At 53.9% G+C, this 18,188-nt stretch carries 15 protein-coding genes; 8 read left to right on the top strand and 7 right to left on the bottom strand.

Translation table 11 applies throughout. From position 1 onward, the window contains the following. The first annotated feature begins 183 nt into the window (after positions 1-183). The 6 genes from L1I42_RS01880 (at position 184) to L1I42_RS01855 (ending at position 6,481) form a co-directional block, all read left to right on the top strand. Complete coding sequence (locus L1I42_RS01880) at positions 184-1,032, top strand: glycosyltransferase family 2 protein (RefSeq protein ID WP_236112806.1); 849 nt, start codon at positions 184-186, stop codon at positions 1,030-1,032. Positions 1,033-1,192: 160 nt separating this feature from the next. Continuing rightward, positions 1,193-2,788 carry an ABC transporter substrate-binding protein gene (locus L1I42_RS01875; protein WP_236112805.1) on the top strand — a complete coding sequence of 532 codons (1,596 nt, stop codon included), beginning with the start codon at positions 1,193-1,195 and terminating at the stop codon, positions 2,786-2,788. Between the two features lie 64 nt (positions 2,789-2,852). Continuing rightward, positions 2,853-3,860 (top strand): ABC transporter permease subunit, encoded by a 1,008-nt coding sequence (locus tag L1I42_RS01870; RefSeq protein ID WP_236112804.1) that lies wholly within the window; start codon positions 2,853-2,855, stop codon positions 3,858-3,860. A 10-nt stretch (positions 3,861-3,870) separates the two neighbouring features. Further along, the gene (locus L1I42_RS01865) at positions 3,871-4,797 is read left to right on the top strand and encodes an ABC transporter permease subunit (protein ID WP_236112803.1); all 927 of its coding nucleotides are present in this window, start codon (positions 3,871-3,873) and stop codon (positions 4,795-4,797) included. 5 nt (positions 4,798-4,802) lie between these two features. Further along, a complete protein-coding gene (locus L1I42_RS01860) occupies positions 4,803-5,657 on the top strand; it encodes an ABC transporter ATP-binding protein (protein ID WP_236112802.1) in 855 nt (284 codons plus the stop codon). Further along, on the top strand, positions 5,654-6,481 hold the full coding sequence (locus L1I42_RS01855) for a dipeptide ABC transporter ATP-binding protein (protein WP_236112801.1): 828 nt from the start codon (positions 5,654-5,656) through the stop codon (positions 6,479-6,481). Before L1I42_RS01860 ends, L1I42_RS01855 begins: the two co-directional genes overlap by 4 nt. Positions 6,482-6,532: 51 nt before the next feature. Here the strand turns inward: L1I42_RS01855 and L1I42_RS01850 are convergent, their stop codons facing one another. Further along, positions 6,533-7,777, bottom strand: a complete 1,245-nt coding sequence (locus L1I42_RS01850; RefSeq protein WP_236112800.1) for an FAD-dependent oxidoreductase — start codon at positions 7,775-7,777, stop codon at positions 6,533-6,535. Positions 7,778-7,891: 114 nt separating this feature from the next. Between L1I42_RS01850 and L1I42_RS01845 the strand changes: the two genes are divergently transcribed. Both L1I42_RS01845 and L1I42_RS01840 read left to right on the top strand, forming a co-directional pair. After that, positions 7,892-9,358: a protein adenylyltransferase SelO gene (locus L1I42_RS01845; protein WP_236112799.1), complete on the top strand. Its 1,467-nt coding sequence runs from the start codon at positions 7,892-7,894 to the stop codon at positions 9,356-9,358. A gap of 153 nt (positions 9,359-9,511) precedes the next feature. Further along, complete coding sequence (locus L1I42_RS01840) at positions 9,512-10,735, top strand: APC family permease (RefSeq protein WP_236112798.1); 1,224 nt, start codon at positions 9,512-9,514, stop codon at positions 10,733-10,735. 36 nt (positions 10,736-10,771) lie between these two features. Here the strand turns inward: L1I42_RS01840 and L1I42_RS01835 are convergent, their stop codons facing one another. From L1I42_RS01835 to L1I42_RS01810, 6 genes are all read right to left on the bottom strand, one after another. Beyond that, the gene (locus L1I42_RS01835) at positions 10,772-12,391 is read right to left on the bottom strand and encodes a TRAP transporter large permease (protein ID WP_236112797.1); all 1,620 of its coding nucleotides are present in this window, start codon (positions 12,389-12,391) and stop codon (positions 10,772-10,774) included. Further along, positions 12,391-13,080 (bottom strand): TRAP transporter small permease, encoded by a 690-nt coding sequence (locus L1I42_RS01830; RefSeq protein ID WP_236112796.1) that lies wholly within the window; start codon positions 13,078-13,080, stop codon positions 12,391-12,393. Before L1I42_RS01830 ends, L1I42_RS01835 begins: the two co-directional genes overlap by 1 nt. An 82-nt stretch (positions 13,081-13,162) precedes the next feature. Then, entirely contained in the window at positions 13,163-14,158 is a 996-nt protein-coding gene (locus tag L1I42_RS01825; RefSeq protein ID WP_236112795.1) for a DctP family TRAP transporter solute-binding subunit, read from the bottom strand. A 189-nt stretch (positions 14,159-14,347) separates the two neighbouring features. Next, the gene (locus L1I42_RS01820) at positions 14,348-15,709 is read right to left on the bottom strand and encodes a sigma-54-dependent transcriptional regulator (RefSeq protein ID WP_236112794.1); all 1,362 of its coding nucleotides are present in this window, start codon (positions 15,707-15,709) and stop codon (positions 14,348-14,350) included. Then, positions 15,706-17,433 carry a sensor histidine kinase gene (locus L1I42_RS01815; protein WP_236112793.1) on the bottom strand — a complete coding sequence of 576 codons (1,728 nt, stop codon included), beginning with the start codon at positions 17,431-17,433 and terminating at the stop codon, positions 15,706-15,708. Before L1I42_RS01815 ends, L1I42_RS01820 begins: the two co-directional genes overlap by 4 nt. A gap of 217 nt (positions 17,434-17,650) precedes the next feature. Further along, entirely contained in the window at positions 17,651-18,136 is a 486-nt protein-coding gene (locus L1I42_RS01810) for an MgtC/SapB family protein (RefSeq protein WP_236112792.1), read from the bottom strand. Positions 18,137-18,188: the final 52 nt, after the last annotated feature.

The following is an 18,188-nucleotide window of genomic DNA, read 5'->3' as shown; positions in this document are numbered from 1 at the left end:
CGCATCTGTTCTTTTAAAGCAACAAGCCCATCAAGCCCGAAAAGGCACCTGATGAACGCTTGGAATAAATATGGGCGTGGCGGGAAACGAATTCAAGAGCCCTAGGAAATTAGCCATCCGCTTGACCTTGCGGCGCGTATGCTTTCAGAATCAATCGCATATTGGCATCAGAAAGGCCGCGCCATGTCCACACCGCTTATCTCAATCGTAATGCCAGCCTTTAAATGCAGTGCAACATTGGCCGAAGCGGTGGAAAGTGTAGTGCACCAAACCTATGACAATTGGGAGTTGGTGATCAGCATTGATGATGGCGAAGACTATGCTGCTCTGCTGGCCAGCGCGGGCATAAAGGACCAGCGTATTCGATTTGTCAGCACCGGGGCGGTGGCCACTGGTTCGTCTAATGCGCGCAATGTCGGGGTTATCGCGGCGCGTTCCGACCATGTAGCGGTCTTGGACGCAGACGATCTTTTCGTACCCGATAAGCTCAAGATCGTTGCCCCTTTGGTGGCGGACTACCCGTTGATCTCCACGGGCCTGCAAATTGTGAATGCTGATCTGACGCCGCTTCGACAGGTGGGTACGGAAGGCGGCCCTCGCCTGCTCGATGCTGCGCGCTATAAACGCACCAATATCTCGATGGACAGCATGATTATTTATGACCGTAAGCGGCTGCCCATTGCCTATGATGTGGACCAACCTTGTCTGGTCGACCTGGATCTTATTTTAAAAGCCTTTTGCCACACAAAACAGTGCTTCCACCTTGATCAACCGCTACATATTTATCGCAAACAGACCGTTTCCATCTCGAATGGCCCACAGGCTGCATCAAAATTCACCCTAATGAAGCGCACTCTAATCGATCGTATCGAATCAAAATACTATGACTTTAAAGACGGTGCGACAGCGCGCGATGGCATCTTGGCCTTTTTAAAGGCATCTCTCGCAACAGAATTGCAATTTTCTAAACAATATGACGCCAATCCAGACTTATTGTTTGAAGATTTGCTCGAATCAAATCTAAATTTTTGAATGCATGATCAAGATTCAGACAAGAATGTACAAAAAGTAATGCTCGTCGGACAATTTTGGCAAAATTTTTTTGATTAGCTGTTGCAACCTTCCGCAAAACCGTCTTTGCTCTCACCCGCATGCACTAATTGCGTGCAATGATATTGGAGGGAACATTATCATGAAAAAATTCGGAAAGTTGCTGGCAGCAACAGCCCTGATGGGGCTGATGGCTGGTAGCGCTTACGCAAAAACACTAGTTTACTGCTCTGAGGGTTCACCAGAAGGTTTTGACGTTGCACCATATACAGCTGGTACAACTTTTGACGCGTCTTCCAAGCCGCTTTACAACCGTTTGGTTGAATTTAAGCGCGGGACTTCACAGGTTCAGCCAGGCTTGGCCGAAAGCTGGGAAGTTTCAGAAGATGGCCTTGAGTACACGTTCAACCTGCGTAAAGGCGTAAAGTTCCACAATACGGCCTTCTTTACACCGACACGTGATTTCAACGCCGATGACGTGTTGTTCTCATTCAACCGTCAGCGTTTGACTGACCACGCATGGTATGAATATGTGCCAGGCATCTCATGGGAATACTTTAACGGTATGTCCATGCCTGACCTGATCAAAGACATTGTTAAAGTTGACGATTATACCGTTAAGTTCGTGTTGACACGTCCTGAAGCGCCAATGATCGCTAACCTTGCTATGGACTTTGCTTCAATCGTTTCTGCCGAATATGCGCAGCAACTTGAAGAAGCAGGCACACCGGAATTGTTGAACCAAGAGCCTATCGGCACTGGTCCATTCCAGTTTGTTGCTTACCAAAAAGACGCTGTGATCCGCTATGCTGCTCACCCAGACTACTGGCAGGGCAAACAGCCGATCGATGACCTTGTGTTCGCGATTACAACTGATGCTGCTGTGCGCGCACAGAAGCTGAAAGCTGGCGAATGTCACGTGGCGCCATATCCAAACCCAGCTGATGTTGAATCATTGGCTTCTGATCCAAATCTGAAGATGATGGAACAGCAAGGTTTGAACGTTGGTTATTTGGCGTACAACACTCAGGTTGCACCGTTTGACAACACCAATGTGCGTAAAGCTCTGAACATGGCGATCAACAAGCAAGCCATTTTGGACGCCGTATTCCAGGGTGCTGGTCAAGCTGCGAAAAACCCAATTCCGCCGACCATGTGGTCTTACAATGACGCCATCCAGGACGATCCATACGATCCGGAAAAAGCCAAAGAAATGCTTGAAGCAGAAGGCGTAACCGATCTGTCTATGGAAATCTGGGCAATGCCTGTTCAGCGTCCTTACAACCCGAACGCACGTCGTATGGCTGAAGTTATTCAGGCTGACTTTGCGAAAATCGGTGTTGACGTGCAGATCGTTTCTTACGAGTGGGGTGAATATCTTGCACGCTCGAAAGAAGTAGATCGTGAAGGCGCTGTGTTGCTGGGTTGGACTGGTGACAATGGTGATCCAGACAACTTCCTTGCAGTTCTGTTGGGCTGTGACGGCGTCGGCGGCTCTAACCGTGCACAATGGTGTAACGAAGAGTTCGAAGCTTTGATCCAAAAAGCAAAAACAATCACGGATCAGGAAGAGCGCACCAAGCTTTATGAAGAAGCACAAGTTGTGTTTAAGCGTGAAGCACCTTGGGCAACCATTGCACACTCAGTTGTGTTTATGCCGATGTCCAAAAAGGTTGAAGGCTATGTGATGGACCCATTGGGCGGTCACTGGTTCGACGGTGTTGATCTTGCCGAGTAAGGCTTAAAGGAAAAGGTTGATTGCAGGCGCCCCTTTGTGGCGCCTGCTTTCTTTTTGAACTAACATGCTGAAATTTCTGCTCAACAAATTGGTACTTATTGTACCGACATTTATCGGCATCACGATCGTCGCCTTTGGCTTTGTACGCGTGCTGCCAGGGGATCCTATTCTGGCGTTGGCCGGGGAGCGGGGCGTGGAGCCTGAACGCTACCAACAATTGCTGGTGCAATTTGGCTTTGACCGACCGATTTGGGAACAATATTTCACTTATGTGATCGGGCTATTCCAGGGTGATTTTGGCACCTCAATTGCCACCAAACGTCCGGTTTTGAACGAGTTTATGACGCTGTTTCCGGCCACTGTGGAATTGGCAACCTGCGCCATTATCTTCGCCACTCTGGTTGGTATTCCAGCCGGCATCATTTCTGCCGTAAAGCGTGGCTCCTGGTTTGATCAGCTAACCATGGGCACAGCTCTGGCGGGATATTCCATGCCGATTTTCTGGTGGGGCCTGTTGCTGATCATTCTTTTTTCTGGCGTTTTGGGCTGGACACCTGTTTCCGGGCGGATCTCGCTACTTTACTTCTTCCCGCAGGTGACCGGTTTTATGCTGATCGACAGTCTGCTGTCCGGCCAGGCCGGCGCCTTTAGATCGGCGGTGATGCATCTGATTTTGCCCACCATCGTATTGGGAACCATTCCGCTGGCGGTGATCGCACGGCAAACCCGTTCTGCCATGCTGGAGGTTTTGGGCGAAGACTATGTGCGCACCGCGCGGGCCAAGGGCCTTGAACAAGTGCAAGTGGTGGGCGTTCACGCTTTGCGCAATGCGATGATCCCCGTGATCACCACGATTGGCCTGCAAGTGGGCGTGCTTTTGGGCGGTGCCATTTTGACCGAAACGATTTTTTCCTGGCCAGGTATTGGCAAATGGATGCTGGATAGTATTTCGCGACGCGATTACCCTTCTGTACAGGGTGGGTTGGTGTTGATCGCTTTGATCGTCATGGTGGTCAACCTCACGGTTGATGTGCTTTATGGCCTGATCAATCCACGCATCAGGCACCAGTGAGGATATGACAATGACTGATCCTACACTTAAAAATATCGACCAAGATGTCGTTAGAGAAGAAGCCCGTAAGGCCCGCTGGTCGGTTCTCAATGAATTCTGGCACTATTTTAGTGCCAACAAGGGTGCTGTTCTAGGACTGTGCATCTTCGGCTTTATGATTCTGATGGCTGTTTTGGCACCGCTGATTGCGCCGCATGACCCGAACTTGCAAAACCGGGATGCCTTTTTGGTGCCGCCGGTGTGGCAGGATGGCGGCAGTTGGGCCTACATGTTGGGCACAGATGCTGTTGGGCGCGATATTCTGTCTCGCCTGATGCATGGCGCCCGCTTCTCGCTGTTTATCGGTGTGGTGGTGGTGACCATCTCTCTGATCGGCGGTATTCTGATTGGCTTGATCGCTGGCTATTTCCGCGGCTGGGTCGACACGCTGATCATGCGGGTGATGGACATTATTCTGGCCTTCCCGTCCCTGCTGCTGGCCTTGGTGCTGGTGGCGATTTTGGGGCCGGGTCTTGTGAACGCCATGATCGCGATTGCGGTGGTGTTGCAGCCTCACTTTGCGCGGCTGACACGGGCGGCGGTGATGTCTGAATCCAACCGCGAATATGTGACCAGCGCCAAAGTTGCCGGTGCCGGTCATATGCGGCTGATGTTCAAAACCATTCTGCCCAACTGTGTGGCCCCTCTGATCGTGCAGGCGACCTTGTCGTTCTCCACCGCTATTCTGGATGCGGCGGCACTGGGCTTTTTGGGCATGGGCGCCCAACCGCCAACCCCGGAATGGGGCACCATGCTGGCCGAAGCACGCGAATTTGTGTTGCGCGCCTGGTGGGTCGTGACCTTCCCCGGCATTGCCATTTTGGTGACCGTTCTGGCCATCAATCTGGTGGGCGATGGATTGCGCGATGCGCTTGACCCGAAACTCAAGCGGAGCTGATCATCATGACCAATGTACTCGATATTGAAAATCTGACAGTGACGTTTGATACCGCTGATGGCCCCTTCAAGGCCGTCGACGGGGTGAACTTCAAAGTCGACCAAAATGACATTCTGGCCATTGTGGGCGAGAGTGGGTCTGGCAAATCCGTGTCGATGTTGGCGGTGATGGGCTTGTTGCCCAACACGGCCACCATCACGGCGGACAAGATTGAATTTGAGGGCCGGGACATTCGCAATCTGAGCGATCGGGATCGTCGCCATATTATTGGCAAAGACATTTCCATGATCTTTCAGGAGCCGATTGCCAGCCTGAACCCTTGTTTTACCGTAGGGTTCCAAATTCATGAAATGCTGCGGGCGCATACCAAGCTCAACAAGAAAGAGCGCGCGGCACGCGCGCTTGAATTGTTTGAGTTGGTGGGCATACCTGAACCACACAAAAAGCTGAAAAGCTTCCCGCACCAATTGTCGGGCGGCCAATGTCAGCGGGTGATGATTGCCATGGCGATTTCATGTAACCCCAAATTGTTGATTGCCGATGAGCCCACTACCGCGCTTGACGTGACCATCCAAAAACAGATCTTGGATCTGTTGCTGGATATTCAAGCCAAAACCAATATGGCGCTGATCATGATCACCCATGATATGGGTGTTGTGGCGGAAACGGCGCACCGGGTTGTGGTGCAATATAAGGGTCAGCAGATGGAAGAGGCCAATGTGCTTGATCTGTTTGAAAACCCGCAAAATGCCTATACCAAAGCACTTTTGTCTGCCCTGCCGGAGCGCGCAGTAGGTGATCGCCTGCCAACGGTGTCCGACTTTGCGGACAGCTTTTCTAAAGAGGGGGCAAGTCAATGAGTGAAACGGTGATTAAAGCCACGGACATTTATCGCGACTATGTCACCAAAGCGACCATGTTCAAGAAAAGCGATGTGGTGCATGCGCTCAAGGGCGTCAGCTTTGAGCTGAAAAAGGGGGAAACCCTGGCCCTTGTGGGGGAGTCGGGGTGCGGCAAGTCTACCCTGGCGCGGATTTTGACGCTGATTGATGCCCAAACTGCGGGTGAGTTGGAGATCGATGGCCAGAAAATCGACATCCGGGAAAACCCACCCACCAGCGCCATGCGGCAGCATGTGCAGATTGTGTTCCAAAATCCTTATGGTTCGCTCAATCCTCGACAAAAGATTGGCGAGATTCTTGAGGAACCCTTGATCATCAACACCAATATGCCCGCCAAGGAGCGGCGCGAACTGGCGATGGCAATGTTGCTCAAGGTGGGCTTGGACGCGGTGCATTACGGCCGTTATCCGCACATGTTCTCTGGCGGCCAACGCCAGCGGATTGCGATTGCACGCGCCTTGATGATGCGGCCGGACATTCTGGTGCTGGACGAGCCGGTCTCGGCGCTCGATCTGTCGGTGCAGGCGCAAATCCTCAATCTGTTGAAGGATTTGCAGGACGAGTTCAATCTCTCCTACATCTTTATTTCCCACGATTTGTCGGTGGTGAAATATATCGCTGATCGGGTGATGGTGATGTATTTTGGTGAAATTGTTGAGCAGAATACGCGGGATGAAATCTTCAACAACCCGCAACACAACTATACCAAAACCTTGTTGGCGGCGACGCCGCGGGCGAGCATTGACGCCATCAAAAAGCGTTTGGGCGTGGACGCGGCTTAAGCGTTTACCCTTGCATGAACTTGAAAAAGGTGCTGCTTTTGCAGCGCCTTTTTATTTGACTTCCCTAATGATTTGTCGGGCAACCCGATCTGCGCTGCCCGCGCTCAAAATCCAACCAAACATGCCGTGGCCAGTATTGATATAGCCATTTTTTTGAGTCAGGCGGCCGATCACCGGCTGGCTGTCCGGTGTTAGTGGACGAAAGCCCATCCAGGGGGACAAATCACCCTCATCTAGTGCCACCAGCGGGAAGCGTTCAAACAGGCGCGCTTTGAACGTGTTGAGTCGTTTGGCGGAAATGCCGCGCTGGGCCGGCACAAAATCGGCATAGCCCGCGTAGCGGATGCGGTCGCCCAGACGGGTCACCACTGCTTTGTTCTCGCTATCGGTGATCGCCACATCGGGCACCGCCTTGCCCATGGGCAGCGACAGGCTGTAGCCTGCCATCGGGGCCAGCGGTAGTTTTTTGCCGAGACGTGCACACAGATCAACCGATTGCAGCCCGGCGCAAATCACAAAAGCATCTGCTTCCACCCGTCCCTGATCGGTGATCAGGTGGCGCATCTCCTGCTGGTCCATCACCACATCGAGCACGCGATGGTTGGGCAGGAATTTGCCGGTGCCGGTTTCCACCAGATGGCGCAGGGCTTCACGGGCAAATTTGCGCGCGTCGCCTACCGAGTCACCCGGGCTATAGATCCCGCCCTTGCAGCGCCCCTGAAACTGGATAAAGGTCGGCTCTTTGCGCACCGCCCCTTCATGGTCCAACACCTCAATCTCGGCCCCGAGCTTCTTTTTCTTGTCGGCCCAGAGCTGGGCTGCGGTCAGATTGGCTTTGGGGCCCAGCACGGTCAGTTTGCCCGAAGCGCGATAGTCGAACTCAAACTCATATTTCTCCAGCCACTCGGCAAAAACGGCCTTGGAGGCCATGCTCAATTCCAGATTGGCAAGACTGTTTTTCTCAAACTGGCTGGCCTTAGCCTGGGTTAGAAATTTGAGCGCCCAGCTGAAATAATCCTTCACCCAAAGCGGACTGAGCTTGGCGCTGGGGGACTGGCCCATCAGAATGGATGGTATTAGCGACAACAAATCCGGTGAGGCAACCGAATCCACGGAGGTGTAACTCAATTGCGCCGCGTTCTGGGCGCTGGTGGCCGTGGCAGCATCCTCCGCAGCATCAAGGATAATGGGATAGGCCCCTAATTCTTTCAGCCGCAGGGCGGTGGTCACCCCAACAATGCCGGCGCCGATAATTGCCACTCTGGGTCCGTCTTGCGCAAATTGCTCTTGTGCCACAATTGGCCATCCTTTGATTAAGCTGTTAGGATTGCGCCTCGAACGAAACGCAAATAATCGCCACAAAAGTGCGCGATATTGCATGAAATTTCAAATCTTTGTTGAACGGTTTTTATGGATATCCCCACTGCCCCTTTGGGCCAAAGCTTCGCTGCCCTGCCCGACCGGTTTTATGCGCCGGTAGCCCCCACGCCCGTCGACGCGCCAGCCTGGATTGGCTTCAACTCCGAACTTGCAAAAATACTTGGGTTGGACAACGACTTCTGGCGCACCGACGAGGGATTGGCCATTTTGGCGGGCAACAAGGTAGCGTCTGGCACACAGCCAGTGGCCATGGCCTATGCCGGGCATCAGTTTGGCAATTGGGTGCCCCAATTGGGGGATGGCCGTGCCCATATTCTGGGTGATGTGACTGCCAAAAACGGACAGGTTTATGATCTTCAGCTCAAAGGCTCCGGCCCCACGCCCTTTTCCCGCAATGGCGATGGCCGCGCGGCGCTTGGCCCGGTGCTGCGCGAATATGTGGTGAGCGAAGCCATGCACCAATTGGGGGTGCCGACCACGCGCGCCCTGGCCGCGATTTCCACTGGCGAACGGGTGCAGCGCGAAACAGGCTTGCCGGGCGCTGTGTTGACCCGCGTGGGGTCGAGCTTTGTCCGTGTGGGCACCTTTCAATATTTTATGGCCCGCGGCCTTTATGACGAAATCCGGCAATTGGCCGATTTCGTGATCGAACGGCATTATCCTGAATTGGCCGAGGTGGACCACAAATATACCAAGCTGCTGGAAGCGATTATTGAACGCCAGGCCAAGCTGATCGCCAAATGGCAATTGATCGGCTTTATTCACGGGGTAATGAACACAGACAATATGGCCGTGTCGGGCGAGACCATCGACTATGGTCCGTGCGCTTTTATGGACCATTATCACCCGGAAACCGTGTTCAGCTCCATTGATGAGTTTGGCCGCTATGCCTATCAGAATCAGCCGCGGATCGCCCGCTGGAATCTCGGCGTACTGGCGCAGTGCTTCCTGCCTATTTTGCACGAGAATGAAGATGCGGCGGTGCAATTGGCGCAGGACGCGATCAATGAGTTTGCGCCGCTCTATGATACAGCCTTTCAGCAGGGATTGTGCGCCAAAATCGGCCTCACCTTCACCAAAGACAATGTTGCAGTTGCCTTTGAATTTTTGGACTTGCTCAAAGAGCACAATCTCGATTTCACCAATCTCTTCCGGGCGCTTGTGGCGCTTGATTCGGCGGAGATCGAAGTCAATGCACAGCAATTCGAAGGGGCCGGTTGGCGCGATTGGCTGGGCAAATGGGCGGCCGCCCATGACAATGAGGACGCCTCTTTAGCTGATCGACACGAGATGATGCGCACTGCCAATCCGCGCTTTATCCCCCGCAATCATTTGATGGAACGCATGATTGAAGAGGCGACCAATGGGGATTTAAGCCTGTTTCACCAGCTCAATGATATCTATAAACGCCCGTTTGATGACCAGCCGGAATACGAATCGTTTACCGCACCACCGACCACTGAAGAGCGGGTGCTGCGCACATTTTGTGGGACTTGATTGAGTTTGGATGCATTTGGCACACCCCACCCTTAGCCCCTCCCCATCAAGGAGAGGGAGACATAGTCGCACCGAAAATGCGTGGACCTAATCTAGATCAATTTGCTGTTGCCATATCTCGGCTATCTTCAGCGCATCAATGGAGGCAGATTGATGCGCACACCGGACCATGCACAAGTTAAACTGAACCGCACCATCTCTTTACCCATGCTGATTTTTTACGGCGTGGGCGTTACGATCGGGGCAGGCATCTTTGCCCTGATTGGCGAATTGGTGGGCCTGGCGGGCCATCAAGCGCCCCTGGCCTTTCTGCTGGCTGGAATTATTGCCGGGGTGACCGGCGTAAGCTATGCCAAATTGTCGTCGATCTATCCGCGCGCCGGGGGCGAAGCTGTTTACGTCAATATCGGTATGGGGCCGTTCTGGGGCCGTGTGGTTGGCCTAGGGGTCACAGCAACCGCCATTATTTCCAGCGCCGTGGTGGCACTGGCCTTTGCGGGCTATTTTCAACAATTGCTCCACCTGCCAACGCCCCTGATCACCAGTATCGTGATCCTGACACTGGCGGGGATTGCTTGGTTCGGGGTGCGGGAAAGCGTGTTGTTTGCCGCCGCGATCACGCTTTTGGAGATTGGCGCATTGATTGTAATCGGGAGTTTGGGCGCCGCCAACCTGATGGACATGAATGCGGTAGTGCAAAGTCTCAACCCGCTGGCGGAGAATGCCGATTTGATCGCCATCACCTCTGCCGCCATGATCGCCTTTTTCGCCTTTATCGGCTTTGAAGACATTGTGAACATGGCAGAAGAAACCAAAGATCCTGAAAAGAATGTGCCGCGCGCTATATTGGTCACGTTGGTGCTGACGATCATTGTTTATATGCTGGTGGCGCTGGTCGCTGTGACCAGTATTGAGCAGCACACACTGGCGGCCAGTCGCGCCCCCTTGGCAGACTTATACACTGCCGTCTCGGGCCGGGATGGCGCATTGATCGCCCTGATTGCCGCCATTGCGATGGTCAATGGCATTCTGGTGCAAGTGGTGATGGCCTCGCGCATGCTTTATGGCATGGCGCAAGAAAAGCTGGTGCCAGGATTTTTTGGTGTGCTCGACCCCAAGCGGCAAACCCCGCTTTATGCTACCTGGTTTGTGGCCGGGCTGACCATTTTGCTGGCGCTCAGCTTTCCGCTGGTGCATCTGGCGCAGGCTACCAGCGCAATCATCCTGTTCGTGTTCAGTCTGGTGAACTTTTCACTCTGGCGCCTTGGCGGACGAACTGAAACGCCTACCCTGTTGCGTAAATGGCGATGGTGGGGGCTTTCTGGCACAGTGATCTGTGCCGGCCTCTTGTTGGGCGAAGCCATTAAACTCATTTAGAATATCCGCCGGTCCCCACGGACCGGCGGGATCGGTTTATCGCGTGACCACTTCTGGTCCCATCAACGCGTAAGGCAGCGAGATGGAAAGTTGCGGCACATAGGTGACCAGCACCAGAAAGACCAACAACACGACCACAAAGGGCGCGGCGGCCTTCACCACCTTCAAAAGGCTCATCCCCGTTATCCCTGAGGTCACAAACAGGTTGAGGCCAATGGGCGGGGTGATCATGCCGATTTCCATATTCACCACCATGATGATGCCGAGATGGATCGGATCGACCCCCAGCTCGATGGCGATGGGGAACACCACCGGCGCCACGATCAACAACAGGCCGGACGGCTCCATAAACTGACCGCCAATGAGCAGCAGAATATTGACCGCAATCAGGAAGGTGAACCAGTTAAAGCCCGCATCCAACATCAGGCTTGTGATGGCCTGCGGAATACGTTCGGAGGTGAGCACATGGGCAAACAGCAGGGCGTTTACAATGATAAACATCAGCATCAAGGTGGTTTTGGACGCATCCACCATCACTTTGCGGGTGTCCTCATGGAACATCGCGCCGGGGAACCGTTTGGTGATCAGCCCCAAATTGCGACCCCAGATGGGCAAGCCCGCCACCAAATGGCCAGGCACCCGCGCCAGGCTGGATTCCGGATCGCGCCAGACGGTGTAGGCAACCATGGCCGCAATTCCGGCGATCAAGCCGCTCCAGAACCGTGCCGCCAGGCTAACCGTTTCGCTCTCGCCAAAGGCGAAGAAGGAGAGGGTCATCCACAGCCCGAACAGGGAGAGGCCATAGACGGTGGCGGAAAAGCCGATTCGGGTCTTGGTGGGTGCATCTTCTGGCACCCAGGGAATGCCTTGTAGCGGCCCCATATCGCGATAGACGAAAATGGCGATCAAGAAGGCATATACGGCCGCCACCGCCGCGGCTTCGGTTGGTGTGAAGACGCCACCATAAATACCGCCAATAATGATGACAATCAGAAACAGTCCCCAACCGGCCTGCTTGCCGCCTTGCAAAATTTCGCCAAAGCCGCGCCAAGGCTCGGCGGGCAGGTTTTTAATGCGTGCCACAATGTAAATGGTGATCATCAGCATGCCGCCCGCCACCAGACCGGGGATCACCCCGGCAAGGAACATGCGGCCCACCGACACATCGGTTGCGGCGGCATAAACCACCATCACGATGGAAGGCGGGATCAAAATGCCCAGCGTGCCCGCATTGGCGATGATGCCGGCGGCGAATTCTTTCGAATAACCCACCTGCATCATGCCCGCGATGGCAATGGTGCCGATGGCCACCACAGTGGCCGGGGAAGAGCCGGAGAGAGCGGCAAACATCATACAGGCCAAAACCGACGCCATGGCCAGGCCGCCGCGAAAGTGACCCACGGTGGCAATGGCAAAGCGGATAATGCGCTTGGCCACGCCGCCTGTGGACATAAAGCTGGCCGCGAGAATGAAGAAGGGAATGGCCAGCAAGGTGTAGTGTTGTGACGCGTTGAACAATTGCAGCGCCACAGAAGACATGGAATCGTGTGACAGAAAGGCGATCACGATGATGGAGGAGAGCCCCAGCGAAATGGCCACGGGCACACCCAGAAATAAGAGGCCAAGGACCAGGGCGAAAAGAATTGCAGCCGCCATTATGCGTCCTCCCCTTTCAATACATTTTTATTTTCAGCCACCAGATCTTCAGCCTCGTGACCGGCGATGATCAGTTCGCGGTCACCGCGGGCAATCTCAACCATCGCTTGCAGGGCGCGGAAGGCGAGCAAGGCCAGCCCCACAGGCAGAATCAGGTAGGCCATCCAGCGCTTGACGCGTTCTTCGAGCCCCAAGGGTTCCGAAAACCAGGCTGGATATTTCAAATCTTCCAACCCCAATTGCAGTTGGTACATTTTGGACCAGTAAACCACCGCGCCGCCATTTGAGCTGGCGCCGAAGATCTGCATCCAATCGACGGAGATCAACATGACCGCGTATAAAAGCGTGGCCCCGGCGCCCAACACCGCAACGGCACGCATGGCTTTTGCGGGCAGCATGCGGATAAAGGCATCAACGCCCAGATGGGTGCCCATTTTGACCCCATAGGACATGCCAAAAAGAATAAGCCAGGCAAATAGAATGCGGGTTAGCTCCAGGGCGCCGCCAAAGCTGGCGTTAAAGCCATAGCGCATGATGACCTGCACAAATGAAATGATGGTGATCAACGCCAGCAGCGTGGCCAGCACATTTTCTTCCAGCCGCGTTACCGCCTCGGGCCAACGCCGTTCTGCCAGAAACAGCAGTGCGATCAGCACAGCCATAAAGATATAGAGACCAGTTGCGGCCATATCTTACCTCCCCACAAGATGATCGAAATCGATCCGCCCCAAAAAGAGAAAGGGCGCAACCGCCCTCTCTCATAAGTGTTGTTTATTCGCCAGCGGCAACCGCAGCGTCGATCACATCCTGACCGATATCATCTTTAAACTGGTCCCAAACCGGGCGCATGGTATCGACCCATACCTGACGCTGTTCAGGGGTCAGTTCACGCACCACGCCACCAGCGGCGACGATGTTTTCGCGGGCTTGTTCGTTAAGCGCTGTGGCTTTGGCGTTGGCGGCCACCACTTCTTCATTGAAGATAGTGAGGAATTGGTCGCGCACTTCAGGATCCAGGCTGTCGAGCCACTCTTTTGAAGTGATCGCCAGATAGGTCAGCAATTGGTGGTTGGTCACGGTCACACCATCTTGTACTTCAAAGAATTTCTTTGAATAGATATTGGACCAGGTGTTTTCCTGACCATCCACAACGCCGGTCTGCAACGCGCCATACACTTCAGAGAAGGCCAACTTTTGCGCAGAGGCGCCCATGGCTTCAATCATCGCCACAGCCACATCAGATGTTTGTACCCGGAATTTGAGGCCTTCGGCATCAGATGGCTTGATCAATGGGCGATCAGCAGAGAAGTGCTTCAAGCCGTTATAGATATAGCCCAGGCCGACATAGCCCTTATCGTTGATGGCGTTCAGCAAGTCTTTGCCCACTGGGCCTTGCGTGAAATTGTTCACCGCATCCATGTTGGGGAACAGGAACGGCAGATCAAAGACGCGATATTTTTTGGTGAAGCTTTCAAATTTTGAAAGCGAAGGTGCGGCCACTTGCACATCGCCGAGCAACAGGGCTTCCATCACTTTGTTATCGTCGAACAATGTTGAGTTGGCAAACACTTCCATGCAGGCGGTGCCGTCCATTTCTTCATTGATGCGCTTGGCAATAGCAGCGGCAGCTTCCCCTTTCGGGTGGCCGGTTTCAGCAGTCACGTGACTGAATTTGATGACCATTTCACCAGAATCACACGCCGCAAATGCGGGTGTGGCGAGCAAAGCAGCGCTGACGATGGCGCCAGCGGCGAATTTCTTAAACATATATTCCTCCCAAGGATTGGTACCAAACGGCCCTCCGACCGCTCGCCCTTTTCATAGCAAGTGGCGTGCCAAACCGCGGCTTTTGGCGGAGAATATATAGTTTTCAGCAGCTTATCATTTCCGCACACGACCTACGGCCCGCAAATTGTATCAGGTTCTACCCATCAAAATCAGGCAATGTGTAGAAACCTACACATCCGTAGCGGCATTTTCCGCATCAAGGCCATATTTCTTCATTTTATCATAGAGAGTCTTGCGGGAGATGCCCAACGCCTCATAAGTGGGCTTCAACGCCCCATTATGCCGGGCGATTTCCTGAGCGATGACCGATTTTTCAAACCGCGCCATCTGATCGCTGAGTTGAAAACTAGCGTTGGTTTCCACAGGTGCGGCCTCTTCGCCAAGCCCCAACCCCATGCCCAACACGAAGCGATCGGCACAATTGCGCAATTCACGCACATTGCCCGGCCAATCATGGGCGTGAAGTGCCGCGACAAGGTCAGGCGTCAATTCAGGGATTTCTTTGCGGAACCGTGCCCGCGCCTGCCGCGCCAGCCGGTAAAAGAGCATTAGAGTATCTTCTGTTCGCTCACGTAGCGGCAGCAAATTGATGCTGGCCACATTAAGGCGGAAATAGAGGTCCTGACGAAATTCACCCGCCGCGCTGGCCTCGGCCAGATCAACCTTGGATGCCGCAACAATGCGAATATCGAGCGGAATGGACTTGTTCGAACCCAGCCGTTCGACGCTGCGGGTTTCCACCACCCGCAACAGCTTCACTTGCAAATCGAGCGGCATGCTTTCAATTTCGTCAAGAAACAAGGTGCCGCCATTGGCATATTCGATTTTGCCAATGCGTTTCTGGCTGGCCCCGGTAAAGGCCCCCGCTTCATGACCAAACAATTCGCTTTCGATGATTTCCCCTGGCAGTGCGCCGCAATTGACGGCGACAAAGGGTTTATGTTTGCGCGCAGAATGCTCATGCAACGCCCGGGCGACCATATCCTTGCCCGCGCCGGTTTCGCCATTGACCATCACGTCGATGTCGGCATCGCCCAGCATTTTCACCTGCTGGCGGATTTGCACCATATGAGGCGAGCGCCCAATCAGGGTCTCATCCTGCAAATCTTCGCTTTCGATCTCTTCGCGCAGCACACGGTTTTCCAGGACGAGGCGTCGTTTTTCCACTGCGCGGTTGATCACCAGTGATAATTGACTGGTGGGGAATGGCTTTTCGATAAAATCATAGGCACCGTCGCGCATGGCCGAGACGGCCATGGCGACATCGCCATGGCCGGTGATGAAAATGACCGGCAAGGCGGGATCAATATCGATGACTTTTTTCAAAAAATCCGGGCCGGACATTTCCGGCATCCGCACATCGCACACGACTATCCCGAACAGCTGAAAATGGATTTGCGGCAACGCCTCAGCAGCGCGGCTGTAGCTAGACACTTCGAATCCATCCAACTCCAGCGATTGTTCCAGCGCATGGCGCAGATCGTGATCATCATCAATCAGGAAAATCTGCGGTGTCGGGGATATACTCATTGCTGCACCTCGTTGGGTTTTTCCTGATGCCGGGGCAGTTTGACATAAAAGGCTGCGCCGCCCAGCTTGCTGGCGCCCACATCAATTTCGCCACCAAAATCATGCACAATATTGTAGGCGATCGAGAGGCCCAACCCCAGCCCTTCGCTGACATCTTTTTGTGACACAAAGGGGTCGAAAATGCTGCGCCGATCTTCTTCATTAACGCCGGGGCCGCTGTCTTCCACCCGCAAGATCACTTCCTTCTCGTCATAATCGACGCCCAAAAACACCAGGTTTCTCTCGGTCCCTGCCGCTGCATCAATGGCGTTGGACAGGAGATTGACCAACACCTGCGACAGACGCAGGCTGCCGCCATTCACAGTGATATTTTCCAACGGCAGGGTGAAATCAAGCTCAACCCGTTTGGCTTTGGCATGTGGGTCCACCAGAATGATGGCTTCCTGCATCAGCGGACCGACTTCTACGGTGCGCAATTGGGTGCCGGGTTTGCGAGCAAAGCTTTTCAAGGTTTTGGAGAGCTTGGCCATTCGATCGGTCATATGGGTGATGCGCTCGAGATTTTCATCCGCCTTTTCGCCACGCCCCCGGTCCAGAAAGGCGCGGGCATTATCGGCATAGGCGCGGATGGCGGCGATGGGCTGGTTATATTCATGCGAAAGAGCGGCCGACATTTGGCCGATCGAGGCAAGCTTGGCTGATTGGGTGAGATCAAGCTGGGCCTGCCGCAATGCGGCCTCGGCCTGAATGCGCTCATCATATTCGCGCTTAAGCTCCTCGGTGCGGGCCATCACCCGTCGTTCCAGCTCGCGCGCCGTATCCCGCTCCTGCTCATAACGCTGGCGAATAATGTGCCATCGCTGAATCAGCAAAAACAGCATGCCGCCCAGCACCGCGCCGCCCAACACCACAATCAGCAAAAACTGATTGCGGGCATTGGCTACCGGGTCGTAGCGTTCCAGCACATTGAGGTGCCAATCATAAAGCGGCAGATAGACCGATCGTGCCAGATAGGGTGTGGAACTGGCGTTGCCGCGATGCAGCACAAAGTGGGTCAACTCGGCAGGGTAGGTTTTGATCATCGCTGGCTGCAAAATATTGGTGAGCTGGTTACCCACCACCAATGTGCCGTTGGGCTTCGTGACGAAAACCGGTTCATTGATCAGGGCCCACGCGGTGCCCAATGTTTGCAAATCAACATAGACGGTGACCGTGCCCAAGGTTTCTCCGAGGCGTTGGACGCGGGAGGAAAAAACATAGGCAATTTGGTCGTCACTGAAACGGATGGTTTTGCGCCCCAAGCGGCCCTCCATCGCTGCCTGCTGTAAATCCGGCGCGATGGTTTTTGGCGCAAATTGCTCAGACTGGAATTGGGCAAACACCTTGCCTTGACGGTCTGCCAATTGAATATTGGCCGCGCCAGAAAGCCCTGACAACTTGTTGAGCAATTGCTGAGTGCGAATCTGACCGACACCGGCTTCACGGGCTGTAAACAAAAAAGCCACATCCGGTTCACGGGCGACGATACCGGTGAGCAACCGATATTTATCAAAAAGGCCGTTGATCGCTTCTTGCTGTAAGGCAAAAACCTGATTGATTTCGCGTTCTACTTCTTTGAGCGCCCGCGCTTCAATTAAAGGAATGCCGATGGCGAGCATACCGGCGATAAAAATGGCAACCCCAGCGGCCAGAGCAACCACCTGGGCACGAAAAGAGTGGGACAAAGATTTTATCGCGCGCTGAAAAAACTGCATGGAGCAGTTTTTGCGGCCCCGGCGCAAAAGGTCAAGCGCTCAAATTGGCGCGTGTCGCCTTGGTCTATCGCCCAAAAGACCTTTCTTGTTACCCTTTTGGCCGCCCGCTTTTTACATTAATGCGCTTCAAGATATGCGCCAAAACGGCATTCGTGGGCCGAACAATAAAGGGCTTCATATTTTCACCTCAATATCTGTCACTCTGATTAAAGATCGGCTTTCGCAACACGCCAAACAACACCAGAACAATCAACAACATGGCAAAGCCAAGCAGCGCCAAGCTGTAAAAACCGAAGCCCAGCATGAGCCCGACAGCACCGGAGCTCCAGATGCTGGCACCCGTTGCAGTGCCGATTATTCTTGGTTCATCACCGCCAGATTTAATGATGGCACCGGCACCCAAAAACCCGATCCCGGTCAGCACACCCTCAACGATGCGCAACAATCCCAACTTAAGATTGGGATTGCTAACAGCATAAAGCGCAACCAGCTCCTGCCCCATGATCGCCAACAAACAAGTGGTGCCCGCCACGATCATATAGACGCGGAAGTCTACGGGCTTGTTTTTCAGATTGCGATCAAGGCCCAGAAGAAAGCCAAACACTAGAGCCAGCGCCACCCGCGTTAGCGCGTCCGGCCAAGTCAGTGTTTGAAACGAAATGTACTCCAGCATAGGTCCCCGAAAATGACGGTATTGGTTTCGCGTGTTCAACATCTAACGGGGT

This window comes from Maritalea mediterranea (assembly GCF_021568695.1).
Lineage (GTDB): Bacteria > Pseudomonadota > Alphaproteobacteria > Rhizobiales > Devosiaceae > Maritalea > Maritalea mediterranea.
This window is presented reverse-complemented; position numbering and strand designations above follow the sequence as displayed.

What these genes read in the sequence shown, in the direction of transcription:
- L1I42_RS01835 (WP_236112797.1), bottom strand. Translation starts at nt 12,391, where the DNA reads ATGGCGGCTGCAATTCTTTTCGCCCTGGTCCTTGGCCTCTTATTTCTG.
- L1I42_RS01865 (WP_236112803.1), top strand. Translation starts at nt 3,871, where the DNA reads ATGACTGATCCTACACTTAAAAATATCGACCAAGATGTCGTTAGAGAA.
- L1I42_RS01860 (WP_236112802.1), top strand. Translation starts at nt 4,803, where the DNA reads ATGACCAATGTACTCGATATTGAAAATCTGACAGTGACGTTTGATACC.
- L1I42_RS01855 (WP_236112801.1), top strand. Translation starts at nt 5,654, where the DNA reads ATGAGTGAAACGGTGATTAAAGCCACGGACATTTATCGCGACTATGTC.
- L1I42_RS01820 (WP_236112794.1), bottom strand. Translation starts at nt 15,709, where the DNA reads ATGAGTATATCCCCGACACCGCAGATTTTCCTGATTGATGATGATCAC.
- L1I42_RS01870 (WP_236112804.1), top strand. Translation starts at nt 2,853, where the DNA reads ATGCTGAAATTTCTGCTCAACAAATTGGTACTTATTGTACCGACATTT.
- L1I42_RS01830 (WP_236112796.1), bottom strand. Translation starts at nt 13,080, where the DNA reads ATGGCCGCAACTGGTCTCTATATCTTTATGGCTGTGCTGATCGCACTG.
- L1I42_RS01810 (WP_236112792.1), bottom strand. Translation starts at nt 18,136, where the DNA reads ATGCTGGAGTACATTTCGTTTCAAACACTGACTTGGCCGGACGCGCTA.
- L1I42_RS01845 (WP_236112799.1), top strand. Translation starts at nt 7,892, where the DNA reads ATGGATATCCCCACTGCCCCTTTGGGCCAAAGCTTCGCTGCCCTGCCC.
- L1I42_RS01840 (WP_236112798.1), top strand. Translation starts at nt 9,512, where the DNA reads ATGCGCACACCGGACCATGCACAAGTTAAACTGAACCGCACCATCTCT.
- L1I42_RS01880 (WP_236112806.1), top strand. Translation starts at nt 184, where the DNA reads ATGTCCACACCGCTTATCTCAATCGTAATGCCAGCCTTTAAATGCAGT.
- L1I42_RS01825 (WP_236112795.1), bottom strand. Translation starts at nt 14,158, where the DNA reads ATGTTTAAGAAATTCGCCGCTGGCGCCATCGTCAGCGCTGCTTTGCTC.
- L1I42_RS01875 (WP_236112805.1), top strand. Translation starts at nt 1,193, where the DNA reads ATGAAAAAATTCGGAAAGTTGCTGGCAGCAACAGCCCTGATGGGGCTG.